This window comes from Bradyrhizobium sp. (assembly GCF_016213215.1).
GTDB lineage: Bacteria > Pseudomonadota > Alphaproteobacteria > Rhizobiales > Xanthobacteraceae > Bradyrhizobium.
The window spans coordinates 1-23,218 of sequence record NZ_JACRAW010000049.1 but is presented as its reverse complement, the minus strand read 5'-3'; the positions used below and the strand labels follow the sequence as shown (position 1 = coordinate 23,218).

Annotated in this window: 20 protein-coding genes and 1 pseudogene; 12 read left to right on the top strand and 9 right to left on the bottom strand. The window is 64.2% G+C overall.

Translation table 11 applies throughout. The annotated features are described in order from the left end of the window. The first annotated feature begins 25 nt into the window (after positions 1-25). From HY852_RS09550 to HY852_RS09540, 3 genes are all read left to right on the top strand, one after another. On the top strand, positions 26-418 hold the full coding sequence (locus HY852_RS09550; RefSeq protein WP_291604326.1) for a nuclear transport factor 2 family protein: 393 nt from the start codon (positions 26-28) through the stop codon (positions 416-418). 249 nt (positions 419-667) lie between these two features. Then, on the top strand, positions 668-2,284 hold the full coding sequence (locus HY852_RS09545) for a cbb3-type cytochrome c oxidase subunit I (RefSeq protein WP_291604350.1): 1,617 nt from the start codon (positions 668-670) through the stop codon (positions 2,282-2,284). 208 nt (positions 2,285-2,492) lie between these two features. Beyond that, the gene (locus tag HY852_RS09540) at positions 2,493-4,775 is read left to right on the top strand and encodes a ComEC/Rec2 family competence protein (protein WP_291604324.1); all 2,283 of its coding nucleotides are present in this window, start codon (positions 2,493-2,495) and stop codon (positions 4,773-4,775) included. Between the two features lie 41 nt (positions 4,776-4,816). Here the strand turns inward: HY852_RS09540 and HY852_RS09535 are convergent, their stop codons facing one another. The 5 genes from HY852_RS09535 to HY852_RS09515 all read right to left on the bottom strand — a co-directional run bounded on the left by HY852_RS09535 (position 4,817) and on the right by HY852_RS09515 (position 9,526). Beyond that, positions 4,817-5,245, bottom strand: coding sequence for a hypothetical protein (locus HY852_RS09535; protein WP_291604322.1), 429 nt, complete (start codon positions 5,243-5,245; stop codon positions 4,817-4,819). 295 nt (positions 5,246-5,540) lie between these two features. Beyond that, a complete protein-coding gene (gene lexA, locus HY852_RS09530) occupies positions 5,541-6,227 on the bottom strand; it encodes a transcriptional repressor LexA (RefSeq protein WP_291604349.1) in 687 nt (228 codons plus the stop codon). A 184-nt stretch (positions 6,228-6,411) separates the two neighbouring features. Then, complete coding sequence (glp, locus tag HY852_RS09525) at positions 6,412-7,623, bottom strand: gephyrin-like molybdotransferase Glp (RefSeq protein ID WP_291604320.1); 1,212 nt, start codon at positions 7,621-7,623, stop codon at positions 6,412-6,414. Positions 7,624-7,744: 121 nt separating this feature from the next. Beyond that, entirely contained in the window at positions 7,745-8,374 is a 630-nt protein-coding gene (locus HY852_RS09520; RefSeq protein WP_291604348.1) for an HAD-IA family hydrolase, read from the bottom strand. Between the two features lie 18 nt (positions 8,375-8,392). Next, a complete protein-coding gene (locus tag HY852_RS09515) occupies positions 8,393-9,526 on the bottom strand; it encodes an alpha-hydroxy acid oxidase (protein WP_291604319.1) in 1,134 nt (377 codons plus the stop codon). 181 nt (positions 9,527-9,707) lie between these two features. Between HY852_RS09515 and HY852_RS09510 the strand changes: the two genes are divergently transcribed. Beyond that, complete coding sequence (locus HY852_RS09510) at positions 9,708-10,877, top strand: NADH:flavin oxidoreductase/NADH oxidase (RefSeq protein ID WP_291604317.1); 1,170 nt, start codon at positions 9,708-9,710, stop codon at positions 10,875-10,877. Positions 10,878-10,972: 95 nt separating this feature from the next. Next, complete coding sequence (locus tag HY852_RS09505; protein ID WP_291604315.1) at positions 10,973-12,301, top strand: S41 family peptidase; 1,329 nt, start codon at positions 10,973-10,975, stop codon at positions 12,299-12,301. Positions 12,302-12,411: 110 nt separating this feature from the next. On the opposite strand, the gene moaC is transcribed toward HY852_RS09505, so the two are convergent. Genes moaC through HY852_RS09485 form a run of 4 tightly spaced genes read right to left on the bottom strand, consistent with a single transcriptional unit; the run spans position 12,412 to position 16,677 of the window. After that, a complete protein-coding gene (gene moaC, locus HY852_RS09500) occupies positions 12,412-12,909 on the bottom strand; it encodes a cyclic pyranopterin monophosphate synthase MoaC (protein ID WP_291604313.1) in 498 nt (165 codons plus the stop codon). Next, positions 12,906-13,733: an indole-3-glycerol phosphate synthase TrpC gene (trpC, locus tag HY852_RS09495; RefSeq protein ID WP_291604311.1), complete on the bottom strand. Its 828-nt coding sequence runs from the start codon at positions 13,731-13,733 to the stop codon at positions 12,906-12,908. Before trpC ends, moaC begins: the two co-directional genes overlap by 4 nt. 16 nt (positions 13,734-13,749) lie before the next feature. Beyond that, the gene (gene trpD, locus HY852_RS09490; protein WP_291604309.1) at positions 13,750-14,763 is read right to left on the bottom strand and encodes an anthranilate phosphoribosyltransferase; all 1,014 of its coding nucleotides are present in this window, start codon (positions 14,761-14,763) and stop codon (positions 13,750-13,752) included. 15 nt (positions 14,764-14,778) lie between these two features. Beyond that, a complete protein-coding gene (locus HY852_RS09485; protein ID WP_291604307.1) occupies positions 14,779-16,677 on the bottom strand; it encodes a peptidylprolyl isomerase in 1,899 nt (632 codons plus the stop codon). A gap of 237 nt (positions 16,678-16,914) precedes the next feature. Between HY852_RS09485 and tpiA the strand changes: the two genes are divergently transcribed. The 7 genes and pseudogenes from tpiA to HY852_RS09450 all read left to right on the top strand — a co-directional run. Beyond that, positions 16,915-17,673, top strand: a complete 759-nt coding sequence (tpiA, locus tag HY852_RS09480) for a triose-phosphate isomerase (protein ID WP_291604306.1) — start codon at positions 16,915-16,917, stop codon at positions 17,671-17,673. Positions 17,674-17,809: 136 nt separating this feature from the next. Further along, positions 17,810-18,202 carry a preprotein translocase subunit SecG gene (gene secG, locus HY852_RS09475; protein WP_291604303.1) on the top strand — a complete coding sequence of 131 codons (393 nt, stop codon included), beginning with the start codon at positions 17,810-17,812 and terminating at the stop codon, positions 18,200-18,202. Positions 18,203-18,380: 178 nt separating this feature from the next. Beyond that, positions 18,381-20,012, top strand: a complete 1,632-nt coding sequence (locus tag HY852_RS09470) for a CTP synthase (protein WP_291604301.1) — start codon at positions 18,381-18,383, stop codon at positions 20,010-20,012. 109 nt (positions 20,013-20,121) lie between these two features. Next, positions 20,122-20,448 carry an NIPSNAP family protein gene (locus tag HY852_RS09465; RefSeq protein ID WP_291604299.1) on the top strand — a complete coding sequence of 109 codons (327 nt, stop codon included), beginning with the start codon at positions 20,122-20,124 and terminating at the stop codon, positions 20,446-20,448. Between the two features lie 116 nt (positions 20,449-20,564). Further along, on the top strand, positions 20,565-21,440 hold the full coding sequence (kdsA, locus tag HY852_RS09460) for a 3-deoxy-8-phosphooctulonate synthase (protein WP_291604297.1): 876 nt from the start codon (positions 20,565-20,567) through the stop codon (positions 21,438-21,440). Then, positions 21,440-22,666, top strand: a complete 1,227-nt coding sequence (locus tag HY852_RS09455; RefSeq protein ID WP_291604295.1) for an MFS transporter — start codon at positions 21,440-21,442, stop codon at positions 22,664-22,666. The genes kdsA and HY852_RS09455 overlap by 1 nt, the downstream gene beginning before the upstream one ends. 205 nt (positions 22,667-22,871) lie before the next feature. Then, positions 22,872-23,218: pseudogene (locus HY852_RS09450) on the top strand (methyl-accepting chemotaxis protein); the annotation flags it as partial.

Below are 23,218 nucleotides of genomic sequence, written 5' to 3'. Positions count from 1 at the left end.
TGCAATCGTCGACGGAATCATCGTGATGCCTAGCCACGCGGACGAGATCGTGTACGGGATCATTGGGAAGTGGTCGGCAGGTTTCCGCAAGCTTGATGCCGAGGCGCTTGCTTCGCTCTATTCCAGAGAGGCGTTCTTCTTCGGATCGAACCCGAACCTCTATCGTGGGCGCAAGAGCATTGCGGCTTATTTCAATGGGCTGCCGCGTTGGGAGACGCCGAGCGTCCAGTTCGGCGACGTCCGGATTGCGAAAGTCAGCTCCGAACTGATCAACATGGCCGGCAAGGCGTCATTTTTCCTGGACGGCGAGGCGTCGGCCCTTTCGGTCAAGATTACCTGGACGATTGTCCGCGAGGACGGCGACTGGAAGATCGCGAGCCACCACGTTTCGTCGTACACGCCGCTGATCGAGCGGTAGCGGGTCACCGGTTTGCGGCTTTCCGCCATGCCGACGTGGTGGTGACATGCACGGAGAGATATAGCCGGTCGCCGCCGCGCATCCACCGCGAGGCCTTGTTGTTTGACTTGGCACGTGGAGATCGGTGATTAAGAGGCGTTCGAAGTCACGCGGCGTGATGGTCCCGTTTTGCGATCATCAGGGTGACACCGTTGGATCCGACGGTCGAGGGGCAACATGTCGGTAACATTTCGGAATCCCGTCGTGAATATGTCGACGGGCACAGCCATTTTCGAATGGCTCTTCACCATCGATCATAAGCGGATCGCGATCCTCTACCTCATCGGCTCCCTCGCGTCGTTCGTCGTCGCAGGTATCCTGGCGCTTGGCATTCGTATTGAACAGATGGCGCCGGGCGAGTCGGGCGTGATCAATTACTTCGTCCTCGACTTGGCCAGGACGCTGTCAACGGGCGCCGCCTATAATGCCGCGCTGTATTTTCACGGCGCCGCGATGATCCTTGCATTCCTGATTCCGGGGCTCACCGGATTCGCAGCGAACTATCTGGTGCCACTGATGATCGGGGCCCGTGACGTGGCCTTTCCGCGTCTGAATGCGCTGTCGCTTTGGTTGTTCTGGGCCGCCATTGTGATTGCCCTGCTGACATTCGTCGTCGCCGACAAGCCCGACGTCATGTGGACCGGCTATCCACCGTATTCCATAACCACGACGGCCAACACCTCGCTTTACGTCTTCACGGTGTATCTGATCGGCTTTTCGTCACTGCTCAGCGCAGTCAACTTTCTCGTCACCATCATCTTCATGCGGGCGCCGGGGATCGGCTGGCATCAGCTGAACATCTTCGTCTGGTCCACGTTCGCCGCGTTCATCATTCAACTCGTCTTCGTCCCGGTGCTCGCGGCAGCCGTGACGTTGCTTCTGTTCGACAAATACGCCGGTACTGGCTTTTTCGACTCGGCGCGGGGCGGTGACGTCCTGCTCTATCAGAACCTGTTCTGGTTCTACGGCCACCCTGCCGTCTACGTGATCTTCCTGCCCGCGATCGGGCTTCTGTTCGACATCGTTGCCACGCAGGCCAAGAACCGCGTGTTCAATTACAGGATCGTGGTTTGGGGCGGCATCATTCCAATCATCGTCATGAGTAGCGACGTATGGATTCATCATCTCTACATCGCCGGGATGCCGGACTGGATACGCATCGCAATGATGGTGACGACGATGATGATCTCCATCCCCGTCGGGCTGGTGATGATCTCTCTGTGGGGTACGATGTGGAGGGGAGCCATCACCTACAACGTATCGATGTGGTACGCCGTGGCGTGCCTGTTTCTGATTCTTGTCGGAGGGCTTACTGGCATTCCGCTTGGCATCACGTCGTTGACGGTGCACCTGTCGGAAACGACCTTCGTCCATGCGCATTTCCATTTCATCATGGCCTTGATGGCGGCCTTTGCCCTGTTTGCGTCCGTCTATCATTGGTTTCCGAAAATGACGGGACGCACTGCCGACACGCGCACGGCCAAAATTGCTTTCTGGTTGACGATGCTCGGCACGCAGATGACGTTCTGGCCGCTCTTGATCATCGGCATTGAAGGCATGCCGCGGCGGTACTGGAATTACGCGCTGTTTTCGCAGTTCGAATCCCTTCATCGCGTTGCAACGCTCGGCGCCTTCATTACGGCGATTGGCACACTGCTCATGATCGTCGGCTGGATCCATTCGGCATTCCGCGGGCAGATGGTCGCAAGCAACCCGTGGCGATCGAAGTCGCTCGAGTGGACCCAAACTGACAGCCCACCCGGTCCGGGAAACTTCAGGCAGCCTGTCGAGGTCGATAAGGGATGGAGCCCCTACGCTTACCACTAGGCCGCCAGGGGTACCCGACGCGGCCTATTGCCCCCAGTCGAAGGTGGCAGGATGCGGCTGTCCGCCAATGCCGATGTGGCGGTGACCATGGACAGAGAGAGCCGGTACCGCCGCCCTGTCACACCATTCTGCATCCGTTCTCCTATCCGACGCCCCACAGCTTCCGGTAGCCTTGGGATGCCTGAGGGATCGCAGGGTGTAGAGCCGAATGGCAGAGCCGGGCAGGCCGCCGCGCCGGGCGCAGGGAGTAGCGGGCACGTGGCCGCCGGGCAGGACGGCACAGGCCGGCGGTCTTGCGCCGGCAGGCCTTGACGCCTGGTCCAGCCTCGTCGAGCGCCTGCGCGGCTGGGCGCGGGCTGAAGCCGGAGCGGGTCGCCTGTTGCCTTGGGTACCGGTCGCCTTCGGCAGCGGCATCGCGCTGTATTTTGCCGCCGATCACGAGCCGGTCCTTGCGGTCACCGTCATCACGGCGATTGCGCTCTGTGTCGCGGCCTTCCTGCTGCGGCGGCAGAGGCTGTTTCCGCTCGCGGTGATGATTGCCGCCGTGGCGGCGGGGTTTGCAACGGCGACCTTCAGAGCCGCCCGCGTCACGCATACAGTGCTGTCACGGCCGCTCTACTCGGTATCCCTGTCCGGCTTTGTCGAGACCCGCGACATTCGTGAGCGCACCGATCGCTTCGTCCTGCGCGTTACCCACATGGAGGCCGGCCGGGGAGACCTGAGGCTTGATCGTGTGCGGCTCTCGGTCCGCAAAGGTACAGCGCCGGCGGTCGGCAGTTTCGTGCAGCTGAAGGCGCGCTTGTTGCCGCCGCTCGCGCCGGTGCGGCCCGGCAGCTACGATTTCGGCCGCGACATGTATTTTCAGGCCATCGGGGCCTCCGGTTTCGTCATGGGCGCGATCACGACCGCAGCGCCGCCGGCCGAGCGCGCCCTGACGCTGCGCTATGCCGCGTTCATGCAGGGTCTGCGCGATGCGATCGATGCCCGCATCCGCGCAACGCTCGAAGGCGACAACCGCGCGATTGCGACCGCGCTGCTCACCGGACGGCGCGACGCGATCTCCGCGCCCGTCAACGATGCGATGTTCATCTCCGGTCTCGGCCACGTGCTCTCGATCTCCGGCTATCACATGGCGGTAGTTGCCGGTGTCGTGTTCTTTGCCGTGCGGGCGCTGCTGGCGCTGGTGCCGGGGCTCGCGGTGAGTGCTCCGATCAAGAAGTGGTCGGCGGCGGCGGCCCTCGTTGCGGCCGGGTTCTATTTGCTGTTGTCCGGCGCCGAGGTCGCGACGCAAAGATCGTTTTTCATGACGGCCGTGGTGCTGATCGCGGTGATGGTCGATCGCAGGGCCATTACGTTCCGCACCCTTGCGGTTGCCGCGCTGATCGTGCTGGCGATAGCTCCGGAAGCGTTGGTGCACCCGAGCTTCCAGATGTCGTTTGCGGCGACACTCGGTCTTGTCGCGCTGGTGCAGGTCGGCATGCCGCGCCTGTTCGCTTCGCCCGATCATTCCACGACCGCGCGCATCGCGCTGTGGGGCGGACGGGAGATCGTCATGCTGCTGCTTGCCTCTCTCGTTGCCGGACTTGCGACCACGCCCTATGCCGCATTCCACTTTCATCGCGTCACGCCCTACGGCGCGCTTGCCAATCTTGCCGCGATGCCGGTGGTCTCGGCCATGGTGATGCCGGCGGGGCTGATGGGACTGGTCGCCACGCCGTTCGGCCTCGATGGCGTTTTCTGGTGGCTGATGGGACTTGGCATCGACTGGATGGTCGCGGTTGCGCGCTGGGTGGCCGCGCTTCCCGGCGCGGTGGGGCGCATTGCAGCGTTCGGTATCGCTCCACTGATCGCGGCCAGCGTTGGCATCATCCTGTTGGGCCTGCTGCGGACCCCGCTGCGCTGGTCGGGCGCGGCGGTGCTCGCCTTTGCGGTGGCGTGGGCACTGCAGGTGAAGCAGCCGGACGTGCTGGTCTCCGCTGACGGCCACAACGTCGCTGTCCGGGGCAGGGACGGGCGCCTGCACCTGATGCACACCACCAAGGATGCGTTCCTCGTGAAGGAATGGCTGGCCGCGGATGCGGACTCGCGGCTGGTCGGCGATTCCTCGCTCGGCGCGGGCGTCTCCTGCGACGACGCGGGCTGCGTGGCGCCGATGGCCGACGGCGCATTCGTCGCACTGGCGCTGCGTTCCGAGGCGGTCGCCGACGATTGCAGCCGCGCGGTGCTCGTGGTGGCTGCCCGGCAGGTCCAGCCGGACTGCGCTGCTGCCGTCGTCAATCGCGAGCGAATGCAGCGTCAGGGCGCGCTGGCGTTGACACGGAACGGATCGGAGTTTTCGCTGAAGAGCGTCAAACCCAAGGGCGCAAACCGACCCTGGTCGCCGGCAGCCGCCGGCGATAGCGACTTGGAAAACCGACTCGCACCGCGGCCGGCCATTCCGCGCGACAAGGACGCAACGCCGCCGGAAGCCGACCTGCAGGCCGAGGATTAAGCCGGAGGCTCTTGCCCAGAGCCGCGGCGATTATGACACGGTCAGCCGATCGGCAGTGACGTCGTCGTGCCCTGCGTCCGGGCGGCCGGCTGCTTCTTCGGTTCGCTTACCGGCTGGGTTACGGGCAACTGGAGCACGGTGGCGCGCTGTCCTTCGACCAGCTGGGTCACCAGCACGGAGTGTCCGTCCGGAAACTCGATCGCGTCATGGTGGCGGTCGGGAACGTGCGGATCGATCTTGCCGAACTTGCCGACGCGGGAGTTGACCGTCCTGGTCCAGATCCAGCGGTTGTCGTAGCGAACGTTCTCGGTGAAGGCCAATTCGGTGCCCGGCAGGAGACAGACGGCCACTGCAGGATCGTTTTCCGAGGCAAAGCCGCGTGTCGATGTGCCGCGGAAGGTCGTGGTGACAAGTGTCTCGCCCACTTGGGCGGGGCGGGAAGCAACGGCGTGCAGGCTATAATCACACATCGGAGGTGCTCCTCGTATAAGAGATAGCGACCAACGCCCCCGAGACGCAGGTCTCTATCAGGGTGAGCTTCAAAGATTTTGCTTGGTTATGGGCAAATCTGCGGCTCTCGCGCGCGCAGGGCCATCACAATATCTTTTTCGATGCGGGTCGTATTTTTTGGAACAAAGTAAGCGGTAGCGAGTCTTACTTGGTTCGCTTTCGTGACGTTTCGCGGCGACGACAGGTTGCCGAGGCGGGATCGCCCCGTGCAGCCTTCATCTCTGGCGTGCCATCTCTGGCGTGCCGCGGCGTTCCTCAGTACTTGCGATAGAGCCCGATCAGCCGGCCCTGGATCTTCACCCGGTTGGGGGGCAGGATGCGAACCTCATAGGCAGTGTTGGCAGGCTCGAGCGCGATCGAAGCGCCGCGGCGGCGGAACCGCTTCAGCGTCGCCTCCTCGTCGTCAATCAGCGCCACGACGATGTCGCCGGTGTTTGCCGTCTCGTTGCGCTGGACCAGCACCGTATCCCCGTCGAGGATACCGGCATCGACCATGGAATCGCCGCGGACTTCGAGCGCATAGTGTTCGCCGGGGCCGAGCATGTCGGGCGGCACGCTGATGGTGTGGCTGCGCGTCTGCAGGGCCTCGATCGGCGTACCGGCGGCGATGCGGCCCATCACCGGTACAGCCACGGGGCGCTCGCCTTCGTCGGCGCTCGATCTCCCCTTGCCGAGATTGCCTTCGATGACGCTGGGGGTGAAGCCGCGGCGGCTGCCGGCCGCCGCCAACTCGGGCAGCTTGATCACCTCGATGGCACGGGCGCGATTGGGCAGGCGGCGGATAAAGCCGCGCTCCTCCAGGGCAGTGATCAGCCGGTGAATCCCGGACTTCGACCGCAGATCGAGCGCATCCTTCATCTCGTCGAAGGAGGGCGGCACGCCCGATTCCTTCAGACGCTCGCTGATGAAGCGCAGGAGCTCGTATTGCTTGCGTGTTAACATCTCGACCAGATCCTCAACGTTGGTGTCGCTTCGATTCCGCGACATCGGATTCAGCTAGGTCCCACTCAGACTGCCAAATACTCGAAACAAATCATGAACGGACACTATATGTTCGATATGTGTTCCGCAATCATTTAATTTAGGGTGAACGCGAGGAAGTTCTGGAACTCGTCGCCAGACGCGTTCAGATGGGCAGCCGCAGCACCTCGCACGGCGTGCCCGCCGAGGCCGCCGGCGCGTGCGGGTGCCGGACGAGGAGTGCCTGTGCTGCAGCCAGATTCGCGAGCAGCGAGCTGTCCTGGTGATTGACCGGCGTTGCCACCAGCGCGCCGTCCGAACGCTGGTCCAGGCGCGCGCGAACGTAGTCCTCGCGAACGTCGTTGGCGTCGATGTCGCGGCCGAGAACGGCCGTCTCGCGCCGGTGGTGAACCGCCGTTCTTCCGGAGAGGGCTCGAATCAGCGGCACCAGGAACAGGAAGGCACAGACGTAGGACGAAACGGGATTGCCGGGCAGTCCGATCACCCGCATTGCGCCGAGCCGGCCATGCATCATCGGCTTGCCGGGCCGGATGGCGATCTTCCAGAAGGTCATCGAGATGCCTTCGGCCTCGAGCGCCGGCTTGACCATGTCATGGTCGCCGACCGAGGCGCCCCCGCTTGTGACCAGGATGTCGGCACCTGACTCGCGCGCAGCGCGGATACCCGCGGTGGTCGCTTCGATGGTATCGGCGGCAATCCCGAGATCGATTGTCTCGGCCCCCTCGGCGCGGGCGAGGGCACGCAGTGCATAACCGTTTGAGTGGACGATCTGCCCGGGACCCGCCGCGCTGCCCGGCATGACCAACTCGTCGCCGGTGGCCAGCAGAGCCACCTTCGGCCGGCGGTGCACGAAAAGGTTAGGATGATTCATCCCGGCGGCGAGCGCAACGTCGCGTTCGGTCAGGAGGGTCCCCTTCCTGAGCAGGACTTCGCCCTCCCGGAAGTCGATGCCGGCCGGGCGGATGTGCCGGCCCCGGACCGCCGGTTGGGTGATGGTCACGTCGTCACCACCGGCGACGGTGTCCTCCTGGATCACCACCGCGTCCGCCCCTTTGGGGATCACGCCGCCGGTGAAGATGCGGAGCGCCTGGCCGGCGCCGACCGATCCCTCGAACGGCCGGCCGGCGGCCACTTCGCCGATGACCTTCAGCCGGGTGTTGGCTCGTGCCGCATCCTCGAAGCGCACCGCATAGCCGTCCATCGCGGACATGGCCTGCGGCGGCTGCGTACGCAGCGCAGCGACGTCGCGCGCCAGCACGCGGTGCCAGGCTTCATCCAGCGCCGCCAGTTCTTCCGGCAACGGCTCGGCGCCCGCAATGACTGCGGCAAGTGCGTCGGCAACCGGCATGAGGGCCACGGCGAACTCCTTGACTAGCGAACGGCTCGACCAGACATCGCGGTTGCCTTCTAGCCGAGTGCGGGCCTGGAGGCAAAACGCGCGGTGATGGCCATTCCGCGCAGGCGGGTGATCAAGCCGCCTAGATGCCGAGCGCGCTCAGCGCGTTGGCAATGTCGGCGGAGGAGGTGACGTGAACCGCGGTCAGTCCGCGGGCGCGGGCGCCCCGGACGTTCTCGGCAAGATCGTCGAAGAACACGATGCGCTGCGCCGGCACGCCGATCGCTTTCACCACGTGATCGTAGGCCTCGGCATCCGGCTTGCGAAGCCCCATGGTCGAGGACAGGAACAGCTCGCGGAAATGGCTGAGCAGGTCGGCATATTCCTTGGAGAAATACTCAACATGCGGCCGGTTGGTGTTGGAAAAGGCGTAGAGCGGCAGGCGCCTGGCCGCGCGCGCGAGCAGGGATGCGATATCCGGCATTTCACCGGCGAAGATCGCGTTCCAGCCTTCCAGGAACTGCTCGTGCGTGATCGAGATCCCGAGCGAAGCGCGCAACGAGTCAAAATAGGCCTCGTCGCTGATCGTGCCGGTCTCGTGGTGCTGGTAGGCCTCGTCACGCACGAAGCGCGAGACGATCGCTGCCGGCTCGCAGCCCGCATGGCCGGCCCAGCACACGATCGCCTTTTCGAAATCGACGTTGAGCACGACGTGGCCGAGATCGAACAGCAGCGCATCGGCCGCGCCGGGGGTGAAACTGGGAAAGGTCATCGCGTCCACGAACACCCTCTAGTAGCGATAGGGCTCGACATCGAGCAGCGGGAACGCGCTGAATACGTCCGGCAGGTTGGTCGCCGCCGCCGGATGCAGGAAGGTTCTGTCGACCTCCGCGAATGAAGTCGCGCCGAGCAGGCCGAGGCACCGGATCACCTCGTCCTCGAGCAGCTCCAGCATTCGCTCGACGCCGGCTTCACCGGCTGCCGCCAGCGCCCAGCATTGCAGGCGGCCGATGCCGACAAGATCGGCGCCGGAAGCGATCGCCTTCACGACGTCCGTGCCACGGCAGAAACTGCCGTCGACGATGATCCTGGCCCGGCCTTTCACCGCGTCGACGATCTCCGGCAACACATGCATCGCGCCGCGTCCGTGATCGAGCTGCCGTCCGCCGTGGTTGGAGACGTAGATCCAGTCCACGCCATGGTCGAGCGCGAGCAGCGCGTCTTCCGCGGTGGCGATGCCCTTGATGATCAGGGGTATGTTGAACCTGTCCTTGATCAGCTTGACCGTACGCCAATTGAGACCCTTCTGGTAATCGCCGCCAGTGGCGCGCAGCCGGCTCTCGCGAACGTACCGCTTGGCGATGTCACGTTCACGGCGGCTGTAATGGGCGGTATCGACCGTCAGGCAGAAGCCGGCATATTTGTTCGCGACCGCGCGGCTGACGACCTCCTCGACAAAATCATCGTCGCCGCGAACATAGAGCTGGTAGAAGCGCAATGCGTCCGGCGCGGCTTGCGCGACCTTCTCCAGGCCGGGCTCGGAAACAGAGCTCAACATGTGCGCCGCGCCAAACCTGCCGGCCGCGCGCGCGACGGCAGCGGCTCCCGCGGGATCAAAGATCTCCAGCGCACCGACCGGTGCCAGCACCACCGGCAGGCGCAATTTGCGACCGAGCTTCTCGACAGAGGCATCAACGTGCCGGACGTCGCGCAGGACGCGCGGCCGGAACGCAATCTCGTCAAGCGCCATCCGGTTGCGGCGCAGGGTGGTCTCGGTCTCCGTGGCGCCGATGATATAGTCCCAGGCATTCTGGTTGAGATTGGCCCGCGCTTTCCGGATGAATTCGTGCAGGTTCTGGAACGGCTCGTCGCTGGCGCCGAGTTCGACATTCCTGGATGGCTGGATGCGGGGCGTCTCGTTCATTCTTCCCTCCCGAAATGTGATGCGGCTTTTCCATCGCCTATCGCGTCCGGCGACCCGATACTATCCCTAAATTGCATGGCTTCCGGGCGGTCTTGCCGAGGATCGCCGGCTATGCCGCGCCTCGCGGTCCGTATATCGTCAGGGGATCCCGTCCAGAACGCGTGCGCTTCGAGGGAACGTCATGTCCGCAATCCTGCTGTTTTCGCCGCTGACGATCCGGGACCTGACCTTGCGCAACCGGATCGTGGTGCCGCCGATGCACCAATACTCCGCGGTGAAGGGCTTCCCGACGGACTGGCACCTGATGAACGCCGGCAAGTTTGCGGCCGGCGGCGCCGGCCTTGTGATCGTCGAATCCACCAAGGTCGAGCGGCGCGGCTGCGGCACGGTGGGCGATCTCGGGATCTGGGACGACGGGTTCATCGAGCCGCTGCGGCGGCTGGCAAAATTCATCAAGGAGCAGAACGCGGCCGCCGGCATTCAGCTCGGCCATTCCGGCCGCAAGGCGCGCGCAAGGCGGCCCTGGGAGGGCGACGGGCCGCTGCCACGAACGCCCGACATCGACGACTGGGACGCGTGGACACCGGTGGCGCCCAGCGCGATTGCCCACAGCGAGAAGTGGCCGGTGCCGCGCGCGATGGAGCGGCAGGAAATCAAGGACCTCGTGCTGGCTTGGGGCGAGGCGGCGCGGCGGGCGCGCGAGGCCGGGTTCGATGTTCTCGAGTTGCACGGTGCCCACGGCTACCTCGTGCACGAATTTCTGTCCGAACGCGCGAACCAGCGCACCGACGAATATGGTGGATCCGAATTGAACCGGATGCGCTTCTTGATCGAGATCACCGAGGCCGTTCGGGTCCAGTGGCCTGACGACAAGCCGCTGTTCGTCCGCTTGTCGGTGGAGGACAATGCGGGCTGGGGGCCGGAGCAAAGCGCCCGACTTGCGAAGATCCTGAAGGCCAAGGGCGTCGATGTGATCGATTGCTCGTCCGGCGGCATCACCGACGTCGCGCCGATCCTGGGCCAGGAAATCAAATACAATTATCAGGTGCCGCTGGCGGAATATGTCCGAGGTCACGCCGACATCATGACCATGGCCGTTGGATTGATCATCCACGGCGATCAGGCCGAGCGGATCCTGCGCAGCGGACAAGCGGACCTGATCGCGGTCGGACGCGAGATCCTCAACAATCCGAATTGGCCGATGGATGCGGCCCTCAAGTTGGGCGTTGAAGCGCCCTTCCGCAACGTTCCACCGCAATTCGGCTGGTGGCTTGGTACACGGCACAGGCGCGGGTTCGGCACGCGGCCCTCCACCTGGCAAGTCGGCCTCGAAGAAACAACTCGGCCTTGAAGAAAACAGAAAGCTATTGTGACATGCTTTTCGGATCGCCATTTGCATCGGCATCCCAAGTAACAATCAATTAACAACCAGAAGGCTCGCCATTCATGCGGAAGATTCTGCTTTTCCCACTCGGCGCGCTCACGGGAGCGTGTCTGACCTTTCTGGCGACCACCCCGCAGGGCGGGCATTTGGCTGCAGTGGCGAAAGCGGCGGGCGCGGATGCCTATTCGCAACTCAATCTGTTCGGCGAGGTATTCGAGCGGGTGAGGGTCGACTACGTCGAGAAGCCCGAGGACCCCAAGCTGATCGAAGGCGCGATCACCGGGATGATTACCTCGCTCGATCCGCATTCGCGCTATATGAACGAGAAAGCCTGGCGCGAAATGCAGGAGACGACCACCGGCAAGTTCGGCGGTCTCGGAATCGAGGTCACCATGGAGGATGGCCTCGTCAAGGTCGTCGCGCCGATCGACGAAACGCCTGCGGCGAAGGCCGGCCTGTTATCGGGCGATCTGATCAGCAAGATCGACGGCGAGGCGGTTCAGGGGCTCACGCTTGAGCAGGCCGTCGCCAAGATGAAGGGCCCCGTCAACACCAAGACCAGGCTCACGATCGTGCGCAAGGGCAAGGATCCGTTCGACGTCACGATCACCCGCGAAATCATCCATGTGAAGCCGGTGCGCTATCGCACCGAGGGCGACATCGGCTACATCCGCGTCACTTCGTTCAACGAGCAGACAACCGAGGGGCTGCACAAGGCAATTGGTGAGATCTCCAGGCAGCTTCCGGCGGAGAAGCTTGCCGGCTATGTCGTGGACCTCCGCAACAATCCGGGCGGACTGCTCGATCAGGCGGTCTCGGTCTCCAGCACTTTCCTGGCGCGCGGCGAAGTCGTCTCGACGCGCGGTCGCAATCCGGAAGAGACGCAGCGCTTTACCGCGCATGGCGGCGATCTCACCAAGGGCAAGCCGGTGGTCGTGCTGATCAATGGCGGCTCGGCCTCGGCTTCCGAGATCGTGGCGGGCGCGCTGCACGATCATCAGCGCGCCACGCTGATCGGGACTCGTTCCTTCGGCAAGGGTTCGGTGCAGACCGTCATCCCGCTCGGCACCCGCAAGGGTGCGCTGGCGCTGACCACGGCGCGCTACTACACGCCCTCCGGACGATCGATTCAGGCCCAGGGCATCGCGCCCGACATCGAGGTGTTGCAGGACGTGCCGGACGAGCTCAAGGGCCGGACCGATACCATGGGTGAAGCATCGATGCGAGGTCACCTGTCCGGTTCCGGCGGCGATGAGCAGACCGGCTCGCAATCCTATGTTCCGCCGGACGAAAAGGACGACAAGGCACTGCACACCGCCTTCGGCTTCCTGCGCGGTGTGACGGTGAATGCGGGCGTTCGACCGGCTCGCAAGTCGGCGTTGCCGAACTGAATGACACCAGGGCGTGGGCCCGCGTGCTGGGCGCGCCTGGTCAGCAGTACTGTTGTGCCGAGCCCGTTGCGCGAGCGATCGGTTCGGGCGACGTTGCGGATCCGAATCGATCAGGCGCGGTAGTGACCTGACTTTCCGCCCTTCTTCTCAAGGAGGCGAATGCCCTCGATGCGTACGCCTCGCTCGACGGCTTTGATCATGTCGTAGATGGTGAGACAGGCGACGGATACCGCCGTCAGCGCCTCCATCTCCACGCCCGTCGGTCCGGTGACCTTCACGGTTGCCTGGACGATGCAACCCGGTATTGTCGCGTCAGGCTCGATGTCGACGACGACCTTCGAGAGCGCCAGTGGATGGCACAGCGGGATCAGCTCCGAAGTGCGCTTGGCGGCCATGATGCCGGCAATGCGGGCGGCGCCAAGCACGTCGCCTTTCTTGGCATTGCCCGACAGGATCAGGTCCAGTGTTGAATTGCTCATCACGACGCGCCCTTCGGCGGTCGCGGTGCGCTCCGTGGCGGGCTTTTCCGACACGTCGACCATGCGCGCCTCGCCACCGGCGTCAATGTGGGTGAGGGCGGGCTCGGTCTGGGGGGATTTGCGCGTCATGTCAGGGCGTGCCCCGTCGCGCGGCCGGCGTCTTCACGCGACAGCAGCGCGCGCGTTGCTGCGGCGACATCGGGCTGCCGCATCAGGCTCTCGCCGACCAGGAAGGTCGAGATGCCGACCCGCGAGAGCCTCGCGAGATCGGCGCTCGTGAAGATGCCGCTTTCGCCGACCAGCAGGCGATCGCGCGGAACCAGCGGAGCGAGGGCTTCGCTGGTCGCAAGCGTGGTCTCGAAGGTGCGCAGGTTGCGGTTGTTGATGCCGATCATCGGCGAGCGCAGCTTCAAGGCGCGGTCGAGCTCGGCACGGTCGTGGATCTCGATCAGCACGTCCATGCCGTAGGAAAGTGCGGCCTGTTCGATATCGCTTGCCGCGCCGTGGTCGAGCGCGGCCATGATGATCAGGATGCAGTCGGCGCCGTGGGCGCGGCCTTCCACCACCTGGTAGGTGTCGAACATGAAATCCTTGCGCAGCACCGGGAGCGAAGTCGCCGCGCGCGCCGCCACCATGAAATCGAGATGGCCCTGGAAGGAAGGGGTGTCGGTCAACACGGACAGACAGGCGGCACCGCCCGCCTCGTAGGCCATGGCGAGGAGCGGCGGATCGAAATCGGCCCGGATCAGCCCCTTCGACGGAGAGGCCTTCTTGATCTCCGCAATCAGCGCGTAATCGCCATTGGCGTGCTTCTGCCGGATCGCCCGCACGAAGCCGCGCGGCGGGGGCGCCGCCTTTGCCCGCGCTTCGAGGGACGAGAGCGGATGCTCGCGCTTGGCTGCCGCGATCTCTTCGCGCTTGTAGGCCTCGATTCGCGTCAGGATATCCGACATGCGCGCCCTTCCGGCATCAGCTGTTGGAGACCGCGATCAGGTGCTTCAGCTTACCTGCCGCCGCGCCGCTGTCGACCGAACGGGTGCCGAGCGCAACGCCTTCCTTCAGATCGCTGGCGAGGCCGGCCACGATCAGCGCGGCCGCCGCGTTCAGCAGGGCGATGTCGCGGTATGGGCTCGGCATCCCGTCAAGCACGCTCTGCAACGCGATCGCGTTGGCATCGGCGTCGCCGCCCTTCAGTCCGTCGTGCCCGCAGCGGGGCAGGCCGGCCTGTTCGGGGCTGACCTCGAAGGTGCGGATGGCGCCGTTCTCGAGCGCGGCAACGAAGGTAGGGCCGGTGAGGGTGAGCTCGTCCAGTCCGTCCGAACCATGCACCACCCACACGGAGTCCGATCCGAGGTTCTTCAGCACCTGCGCCAGCGGCTGCACCCATTGGCGGGAGAAGACGCCGACCATCTGCCGCTTCACGCCGGCCGGATTGGACAGCGGACCCAGAAGGTTGAAGATGGTGCGGGTGGCGAGTTCTACGCGGGTCGGACCGACGTTCTTCATCGCCGGATGATGCGCCGGCGCGAACATGAAGCCGATGCCGCATTCCTCCACGCAGCGTCCGACCTGCTCGGGTCTAAGATCGATCTTCACGCCCAGCGAGGCCAGCACGTCGGCCGCGCCCGAGCGCGAGGACAGTGCGCGGTTGCCGTGCTTGGCGACCGGCACGCCGGCCCCCGCGACGATGAAGGCCGCGCAGGTCGATACGTTCACCGAGCCAGAGCCGTCCCCGCCGGTGCCGACGATGTCGACTGCGTCGGGCGGTGCCGTGACGCGCAGCATCTTGGCGCGCATGGCGGACACCGCTCCGGTAATCTCGTCCACCGTTTCGCCCCGTACCCTCAGCGCCATCAGGAGCCCGCCCATCTGCGAAGGGGTCGCCTCGCCGGACATCATGGCATCGAAGGCGCCTGCCGCCTCATCGCGCGACAGGCTGGCGCCGGTCGCGACTTTTCCAATAATCGATTTCAGGTCGTTCATCGCGTGCTTTCGGGTCTACTGGTTTGCGCCTGTTGCCTGCGCGAAGGCGGCCTGATTGATCGTCGTTCCAATGTCCTTCTCAAGCTTGGCAACGTATTCGGCAATCTGTTCGTCTGTCAGCGAGCGGTCCAGCTGCTCCTTCAGCCGCTTGATCGCGTCGGAAGCAAAGTCGACCGGTGGATCGATGACGTCGGTCACCCGGAAGATGATCCATTCGTTGCCGTCCGCCGAGCTTTGGCCGACGCCGTCCTTGGCGGTACGGAATGCCGCGGCGACCGTGCTGGAAGGCACGCCGGCCGGCGCGCCATCGCGCTTGAAGCCGGTCGCGGCTTCAACCTTGACGCCGATGCCGCCGGCTTCGTCTGGAAGCTTGCCGCCTTGCTCGATCTTCTGCACGATTTCGGTCGCCTTCGCACGCAGCCGGCTCGCGATCTGGTCGTCACGCCAGCGCGTCTCGACCTGGTCCCGGACTTCGTCGATATTGCGCTCGCGCGAGGGCGTGATGCCCAGCACTTCATACCAGACATAACCGCCGCGGAACGAGATCGAGTCGTTGTCGACGCCGACGTCGCTGCTGAAAGCCTGCGACACCACGTCGAGGCCGGGCGGGATGTTGCTGGCCGTTTGTCCGTTGGGCAATCGTCCCGAACGGTCGACGGCATCGATCGTGACGGGGGTGAGGCCGAGCTTCTGGGCAGCTTCCACGACACTCGCACCGCCGCCGCGCTCGTCTTCCATCTTGTCGCGCAATGTCGCCACCTGGTTGCGGGCACGTTCGGTGGCGATCTGCTTCTTCAACTCGGGCGCGAGGTTGGTGTAGTTGGCCTCAGCACCGGGTTCGATCTTGTCCACCCTGACCAGAGCCACGCCGAAGCGGCCTTGCACCGGCTGGCTCACTTCGCCGGAGGCAAGCGAGAACGCGGCATCAGCGACCGCGGGGTCAAGGATCGCCGATTTCGGCACGAGGCCGAGATCGACGTCGGCCGACTTGAGGCCACGTTCCTTGACGAGATCGTCGAATGACGAGCCGCTTGTGACGCGGTTGCGCGCCGCCTGGGCTTCTTCCACGTTCGGAAACACCATCTGCTGGACCTGGCGCTTTTCCGGCGTCCCGAGCTTGTCCTTGGTCTGCTCGAAGAGCTTTTTCGCATCCTCGTCGGAGACCTCGGCCCATTTGCCGAGTTCTTCGGGCGTGATCACGGCGAAGGCGATCTTGCGGTATTCCGGTGCGCGGAACTGCGCCTTATGGTCCTCGAAATAGGTCGCCAGTGTTTCCGGGGAGGGCGGGTCGATCGTTCCGGCCTGGGCGGGCCCCAGCTTCATGTATTCGATCGAGCGCTGCTCGTTCTGAAAGCGGGTGAACACCTCGATCATGGACTTGGGCGGCTCGAGACCGGCAGAGAGGCTGCTCACGAGTTGCCGGCGTAGCAACACGCGCCGCTGCTCGGCGACGTATCGCTGCTCGGTGTAGCCGAATTGCCGGATGACGGCCTGGAAGCGCTGCGCGTCGAAGGTGCCGCCGAGACCCTTGAAGTTCGGATCGTTGAGAATTGCGCGCCTGATGTCCTCGTCGGATTGGCCGAGCCCGAGCCGCCGTGTCTCTTCATCGAGCGCCGCTTCCGCAATGGTCTGCTGCAGTACCTGGCGGTCAAGCCCGAAGGCGCGGGCCTGATCCATCGTCAGCGGCCGGCCGAACTGGCGCCCGATCTGCTGCAGCCTGTCGGTATAAAGCTGACGGAATTCGTTCAGCGAGATCTCGGTACGGCCGACCGTGGCCACCGTCGACTGTCCAAAGCCGCGGAAAATGTCGCCAATGCCCCAGACGCCGAAACTGACGATCAATACGCCCATCACGACGGTCATGACGGTCTTGCCGAGCCAGTTTGATGAGGCCTTGCGTATTCCTCGAAGCATTGGGGTCCAACTTTTTAGGCAGGAGGGAACCGGGCGCGCCTTAAAGCGGATTCCGCAAAGGGGCGTCACCGGATTGATAAAGCATCATAAAGTGGCGGCTATTCTCCCGCAACCTCGCACCGACCAGCGGAGCCGGTCGGACCCGGGACCAAGTGAAGCGGTTAACGCCCCGACGCTGGAACTGCGGGCTGGGCTCTGCTAGCGCATGCTCCGAACCTATCTTGCTGGATTTTTGCCATGACTGATGCCATTCGACCGCTGATCGCCGGCAACTGGAAAATGAACGGCCTCAAGGCGTCGCTGACCGAGTTCGAGGCCATGCTCGCCGGCGCTCCCGAGGTGGCGGGGAAGGCCGATCTCCTGGTCTGTCCGCCCGCGACCCTCGTTGTGGCCTTTGCGGACAGGGCGCGCGCCGCCAAGATCCTCACCGTCGGGGCCCAGGATTGTCACCCCAAGGCGTCCGGCGCCCATACCGGCGACATCTCGGCCGAAATGCTCGCCGATGCCGGTGCAAGATCCATCATTGTCGGTCATTCCGAGCGCCGCGCCGATCACGGCGAAAGCGACGTTCTCGTCAAGCAGAAGGCCCAGGCGGCATGGAGGGCCGGTCTCACCGCGATCGTCTGTATCGGAGAGACCCAGCATCAGCGGGACGCAGGCCAGACCCTGGACATCTGCCGCGGCCAGCTCAACCTGTCGCTGCCCGAGGGCTCGCGGGCCGACAACCTCGTGGTGGCCTATGAGCCGGTTTGGGCGATCGGTACCGGCGTCACTCCGACGGCCGGGGATGTCGAGCAGATTCACGGCTTTATCCGGGAAATATTAATCAGCCGGTTCGACGGTGAGGGGGCCAGGATGCGCATCCTCTATGGCGGCTCGGTCAAGCCCTCGAATGCGGCCGAACTGATGGCGGTTGCCAACGTCAACGGCGCGCTGGTGGGCGGCGCCAGCCTGAAGGCGGCCGACTTCCTTGCAATTGCGAGGGGTTGTCCCTAGCTGACGCCCTGATGCTTCCGGGGGGTGACAATACCCGGTCCAATCGTGTAACACCCGCCCGACTTCAGGAAGACTCGCAAGGTACGGATGCAGCCGGGGTGGAACCGGCGCTTGCCGCTTGCGATGGAAGGTAATCATGCAGACTGTCGTTATCGTTATCCACCTCATGATCGTCTCCGTGATGATCGGCGCCGTGCTGCTGCAGAAATCCGAAGGCGGCGGCCTTGGCATGGGTGGAGGCGCGGGCTTCATGTCGAGCCGTGGCACGGCCAACCTGTTGACGCGGACCACGGCGGTCCTCGCCGTTTGCTTTTTCATCACCAGCCTGTTCCTGTCGTGGTATGCGGGTTACGAGCGCAAGCCCGCTTCCATCATCAGCAGCCAGCCGGCTTCGCAGCAGCCGGTCGGAGGCGGGACGCCGGTGGCGCCGCCGACGTCCGGCGGCATCCTCGATACGCTGAAGAAGGCCGACGAGCAGCAGCAGCAGAATCAGGCGCCGGCGGGGCCGCAGGCGCCGCGCTCGCAATGAACTCGCAGTTAAAGCAGGGTTGCCATGCAGGGCAGCGTCTTCCGCCCTGCATCAACAGTCGCCATTAAGTCTCTGGCAAACTTCTGATTTTCGCCTCACCCACAACCCCGCAAATTATTGGTCGGGGGACACGAATCGCTTTGGCGAATCGGCTTCGGGGGATTAAAGGTTAAGTCCCATGGCGCGGTACATCTTCATCACCGGCGGCGTGGTTTCCTCGCTCGGAAAGGGTCTGGCTTCAGCGGCACTGGGTGCGCTCCTGCAGGCCAGAGGCTACAAGGTCCGGCTTCGCAAGCTCGATCCCTATCTCAACGTCGATCCCGGGACGATGTCGCCGTACCAGCACGGCGAAGTGTTCGTGACGGACGACGGCGCGGAGACCGATCTCGATCTCGGCCATTACGAGCGCTTCACCGGACGGCCGGCCAGCAAGGCCGACAACATCACGACCGGGCGCATCTACCAGGACATCCTCGCCAAGGAGCGGCGCGGCGACTATCTCGGCGCGACCATTCAGGTGGTGCCGCACGTCACCAATGCCATCAAGGATTTCATCATCGACGGCAACGACGGCTACGATTTCGTGCTGGTTGAAATCGGCGGTACTGTCGGCGACATCGAGGGTCTGCCGTTCTTCGAGGCGATCCGTCAGATCAAGAATGAGCTGCCGCGCGACCACGTCATCTACATCCATCTCACGCTGCTGCCGTTCATCCCGAGCGCGGGCGAACTGAAGACCAAGCCTACCCAGCATTCGGTGAAGGAGCTGCGCTCGATCGGCATCCAGCCCGACATTCTGCTGTGCCGCACCGACCGTCCGATTCCGAAGGAGGAGCGGCGCAAGCTGGGGCTGTTCTGCAACGTGCGGGAAAGCGCGGTCATCGAGGCGCGCGACGCCGACAACATCTATGCGGTTCCCGAGGCCTATCACGCCGCGGGTCTCGACGACGAGGTGCTGGCGGCGTTCGGCATCGAGGCGCGCATTCCGCCGGCCCTGCAGAGCTGGAACGACATCAACGAGCGGGTCCGCAATCCCGAAGGCAATGTCACCATCGCCATTGTCGGCAAGTACACCGGCATGAAGGATGCGTACAAGTCGCTGATCGAGGCGCTGTCGCACGGCGGCATCGCCAACAAGGTGAAGGTCAATCTCGACTGGATCGAGAGCGAGATCTTCGAGAAAGAGGATCCCGCGCCGTTCCTCGAGCACGTCAACGGCATTCTCGTGCCGGGCGGATTCGGTCAGCGCGGCGCCGAGGGCAAGATCCGCGCGGCGCAGTTCGCGCGCGAACGGGACGTGCCTTACTTCGGCATCTGCTTCGGCATGCAGATGGCCGTGATCGAAGCGGCGCGAAATCTCGTCGGCATCACGGAAGCGAACTCCACCGAGTTCGGTCCGACCAAGGAGCCTCTGGTCGGCCTGATGACGGAATGGCTGCGCGGCAACGAACTCGAGCGCCGGTCGAAGAGCGGCGATCTCGGCGGCACCATGCGGCTCGGCGCTTACCCCGCGATCCTCAAACGCGGCAGCCGCGTCTCGGATGTCTATGGCGGCGCCACGGAAATCTCCGAGCGCCATCGCCACCGTTACGAGGTCAACACTGCCTACAAGGACCGGCTCGAGCAGCACGGGCTGAAATTCTCGGGCATGTCACCCGACGGCGTGCTGCCGGAGATCGTGGAATACGAAGATCACCCCTGGTTCATCGGGGTGCAATTCCATCCCGAACTGAAGTCCCGGCCGTTCGAGCCGCATCCTCTGTTTGCGTCTTTCATCCAGGCCGCGGTGGTGCAGAGCCGGCTGGTGTGATGCCGTCGCGCCGACCGGCTTTGACGAACGCAGCATTTGTTGCGACAAATCTCGCCTGCGACCGCAAGAACAGCAAAACGAAAAACAACAGAGCAGGGAGTGAAGTCCGATGATCTACGAGATGCGCGTCTATCGCTGCGTGCCGGGGCGGCTGCCGGCGCTGCTCAAGCGCTTCGAGACGATCACGCTCAAGCTGTTCGAGAAGCACGGGATCAGGCAGGCCGGGTTCTTCACGACGCTCGTTGGCGCCTCCAACCAGGAACTCACCTACCTCCTGGCCTGGGATTCCATGGCGGACCGCGAGAAGAAGTGGACCTCCTTCCAGACCGATCCGGAATGGATCGAGGCGCGCGCCAGGACCGAGGCGGATGGCCAGATCGTCGAAAACATCGTCAGCCAGTTCCTGAGTCCGACCGCGTTCTCCTCGGTGAAGTGAGCGTGCCGGGGCGGCTCGCGGCTGACGCGCAACCCTGATATTCGCCTGCGCCGGCCGAATAGGGTTGATCCGGTGGGGTCGGCCGTTATGGTCACCGGCGAAGCGAGGATGATACGTTGAGCGCAGAGAAATCAACAGCGCCGGTCGTGACGGTCGGATCGGTCCGGTTCGGCAACGAGTTGCCGATCTCGATTATCGCCGGTCCGTGTCAGCTCGAGAGCAGGGCCCATGCGCTGGAAGTCGCCTCCGCGCTGAAGGAGATCGCAGCCCGGCTCAAGGTCGGGCTCGTGTACAAGACGTCCTTCGACAAGGCCAATCGCACCAGCGTCTCGGCCGCGCGCGGGATCGGGTTGATGCAGTCGCTGCCGATCTTTGCCGAGATCCGCTCTTCGCTGGGGCTTCCCGTCCTGACCGACGTGCACGAGGCATCGCAATGCGCGGAAGTCGCGCAGGCGGTGGACGTCCTGCAGATTCCCGCCTTCCTGTGCCGGCAAACCGATCTGCTGCTCGCCGCGGCGGCGACCGGCAAGGTGGTCAACGTGAAGAAGGGCCAGTTCCTGGCGCCCTGGGACATGGCGAACGTCGTCGCCAAGATCACCGGCTCAGGAAATCGCAACGTGCTGGTGACCGAGCGCGGCGTCTCCTTCGGTTACAATACGCTGGTCTCCGACATGCGTGCGCTGCCGATCCTTGCCCGCACCACCGGCGCGCCCGTGATCTTCGATGCTACCCATTCGGTGCAGCAGCCGGGCGGGAAGGGGACTTCCTCCGGCGGTGAACGCGAATTCGTTTCCGTGCTTGCGCGTGCGGCGGTCGCGGTCGGCGTTGCCGGCGTGTTCATCGAGACCCATCCCGATCCGGATCACGCTCCGTCCGACGGACCGAACATGGTGCCGCTGCGCGAGTTCGAAGGCCTGATCCGTCGGCTGATGGCCTTCGACGCGATTGCCAAGAATCCTGACATCAGTCCAGACATGAACGTGACGCGCTGATGCACCAGAAGGTGTCGGCGCGCGAACGCCTGCCGCAGGCGATCAACGTGATTACTCTCGCGAGCTTTGCCGCGAGCCTGTCGACACGCGCGCTCGATCCGGTGCTGCCGCATGTTGCGGAGGACTTCGCCGTCAATATCGCCACCGCCGCGGGGTTTGCCGCGGCCTACGCCTTCACCTATGCGATCGTCCAGCCGCTGATCGGCGGGGCAGCCGATCTGTTCGGCAAGGCGCGTCTGATGGTCGGCTGTCTGGCGATCCTGGGACTTGCCAACATCCTTGGCGCGCTGTCGACTTCATATTCAGTGCTCTTCGCAAGTCGCATTCTCGCCGGCATCGGCTCCGGCGGCGTATTCCCGGTCGCGCTGAGCCTGACCTCCGATCTCGTCGCAACCGAAAGGCGGCAGGTCGCGATCGGCCGAACGCTCGCCGGTTCCATGGCCGGCAATCTCCTCGGTGCGTCCGTCGCCGGTCTGATCGGCGACTTCTTCGGCTGGCGCACCGTGCTCGCCGTGCTTGGGGCGCTCGCGGTTGTGGCATCGGTTGCGGTCGCGGCGGGCTTCCGCGGTGCCGAGTTGAAGAACCCGCCAAAGACGAGCTTGTCGGCGCTAAGGACCGGCTATCGCACGATCTTCACCAACCCGAACGCGCCCATTTGCTACTCGGCCGTATTCATCGAGGGCTGCTGCGTGCTCGGCCTCTTTCCCTTTGTCGCCGCGCTCCTCTTCGACCTCGGCCAAACCTCGCTGTCCGTTGCCGGCATCGTCATCGCGGGATTTGCCGTTGGTGGGCTCCTCTATGCCGTGACGGTGTCGCGGCTGCTGCCGCGCCTCGGTATCAACGGCATGATGATTGCGGGGATGGCGCTGGTCGGCTCGCAGCTCGCCGCGATCGCCTTCGGCCCGCGCTGGGAAATCCAGACGCTCAATCTCCTGATCATGGGCTGGGGCTTCTACATGGCCCACGGCTGCCTGCAGGTCTTCGCCAGCGAATTGTCGGTAGAGGCGCGCGCCACCGCGCTGTCGCTGCATTCGTTCTTCTTCTTCATGGGCCAGACCGTCGGTCCAATCGCCTATGGCTTCGGGCTGCAGCATGCGGGCAAGGTGCCGGCGTTGCTGGTGAGCGCGGTGATTATGGTCGCGCTGGGGATTGCCTGCGCGCGGCTGCTGCGGCCCCGAACTCCTGCTGATGCCGGCGACTCTGGTACATCTGGCGCCGCTGCCTAATTCTAGGGCAGGTTGCGAAGCGCTTCCCTACTACTAGCCTCTCGAGACCAGCAGAGAACGGCGGAATCTTAAGTCAAATCTCATTTTCTTGCGCTTGAATAGTAGTGACGCCGCGAGTCGGCACCGTTCTTGGTGAGCCCCTTCCATGAAAAAGCAACCGTCGGTTGCGCGAGTCCTCGGAGCCGTCGTCGGCTCGCTTGGTCTCGTGCTGGTATTGATCTGCGCCTATAGTTTAAAAGAGGCGGTGAGCCGCCATTCCGACAGCAATCGCATCGTCTCTCTGGCATTTGCCAGCCGGGATCTGACGACGGCGCTTGTCGCGTTCCGCCTTGAACGAGGGGAGACGCTCAGCTATCTGGCGGCAGCATCTGCCGCCTCGGAGAAGAACGCGGCTGGAATCGCAGAATTGCGCACAGCGGGAGCCAGGACCTACAGTCAGGCGTTGCAGACCCTGCAAGCCGTCGAACTGCCTGGCATTGCCGACCACTTGCAAAAGCTGCGCGGGCTCTGGGAGCAACTGGAGGAGCTGCGGCCGCGCATCGCCGCCGCGGT